The organism is Oleiphilus sp. HI0123 (assembly GCF_001635315.1).
Map to the genome: position 1 here is coordinate 1 of NZ_LWGE01001516.1, position 1823 is coordinate 1823.

Sequence of the window (1823 nt, forward strand, 5' to 3'; positions counted from 1 at the left end):
TCGGCATGGCATATTCCATAGCTTTTTGTGAGAAAGGAATATGCTTGCAGTCTTAATAATCTTCTTTTGCTTGTGTGGGGTCACGGTTTCAGCTGCGATGCCATAGTTATTTCTTGCTCGATATCTGACTTCAATAAAGACTAGGGTATTCTTATCTCCCATAATTAAATCAATCTCACCAAACTTGGACCGATAATTGTTCGTTATGCTTTTCAGTCCTTGGGTGCGAAGGTATTTCTCGGCGATCTGCTCATAAGCAAGTCCTTTGCTAAGCATTTCCTTACTCCTTAATGGTAACTGCCTTTCCTTTTCTAAATTTTGCCCATTCTAATTGGCGATTAATAATGCCCTGCTCATCCATTGATAGCATGCCGGTGTGGCCTTGCATCTGGCTGCCTCGAACTTCGTGCAATAGCTGTAGTCTTGGGGCGATATTATAGCTGTCGGCTCCTAGCGCATAAAAGCGGCTATATTGCTCTGTTGACTCGGGGATAGCATGATTTATCTGGCTTTTGATATCTATTGTACTGCTAAGCATCCAGGGCATTTCGATAAACTCGATACCGTCCAGGTCTCTGTTGTCGTTGTTGTTAGATATGTTATGAATTTGAGAGCTGGCGAATACTGGCAGGTCGGCAGCGTAATGGTAGGCAAAGAGAGGTTTGATTTGACGTGCTATTTCGGGTTTGGCAATCATGACAAGTGCGTCGATATCTTGCCTTCTTCTGGGTAAAAACTCGAGCGCTGTGTTAGTGATTTTTCGAATTTTTCGCTTTCGATTCTGGCTGTCCTCAGTGCCGAGGAGGCGGGCGACGCTCGAAGCGAGAGATTTCTGATTTTTGTAAAATACGCTATCGATAACGACCCCGTCTAATGAAGAGAAGCTTTCTACAAAGCTATCGTATATGCGAAAGCCAAGATTATTCTCTGGCAGTATGATGCCGACCCGTTTCAGTGATTTGTCGTGTAGGCGTGTAGCAAGTTGTCTGGCCTCGGTCTCAGGTGCTAGACCAAGTTGGTATAGCTTATCTGAACCTGCGTTAGTCGCTGGAAGATAGTTTAAGGCGAGAGTTGGCGTGCTAATAATATCTAAGGAGTTCAGCGCTTTAAGAGAAGCTTTGTCTAGAGGGCCGATAATTAGGCTGCCTGTCTCAGGTGCTTGATTGTACAGTGACAAAATGTCTTGCGTTGCTGTGTCGAAAAAACGAACTTGTAGTGGTTCGTGGTTTGGGTTTTGTTTATTGCTGGCATAGTGTTGAGCCATGAAACCGTCACGAATAGCTTTTCCAGCCAATTGAAGTGGCCCGCTTAAGGGCAGGGCAAGTGTTATCGAATCGGGGCGAGTGTTTGGGAGTTGTTTTAGAATGCTTAGCTCGTGAGGCGGATTCAGGCTGGCAGGATGGCTTGGCCACAGCTCGTTCCATGCCTGAAATGCATTATATTGGGCATCCAGGCTGATCTGATTTAGCTGGATTGTTCGAGCTAGATCTAACCACGCTAATGCGTCAGGGTTGTCGCCTGTGTAAATGTATTGGCTTAGGTCGGCTGTTTCAGTTGAGCGGAGTAGGTGCCAGATTTGCTCGTCTGTGTCTTGGTGATGCTCTGGATTAATTAGGCCGCGATGATCGATTAAGGTGATCGCCGCTTCAATAGTTAAATCTGTGATTTCATAAGCTTGAGATAATAAGTGCGAAAGCTCGATTTGCTGGTCGACATTCATGCCAGATAAACCAAGGTTCGGGATTAGCGGCAGTATTTTCTCAATGCGTGCTTTGTTCTTATTGCTTGTCGCTAACTTTAAGGACATTAAAAGATAGTCTTGA

General features: G+C 45.0%; 2 protein-coding genes. Both read right to left on the minus strand.

The features are described 5' to 3' along the window. Positions 1-276 (minus strand): YraN family protein (locus A3761_RS20120; RefSeq protein ID WP_068750768.1); only part of this gene is annotated, 276 nt, incomplete at its 3' end. A 4-nt stretch (positions 277-280) separates the two neighbouring features. Beyond that, positions 281-1823, minus strand: a 1543-nt coding sequence (locus A3761_RS20125) for a penicillin-binding protein activator (protein WP_231881265.1), incomplete at its 5' end; no start/stop codon positions are given.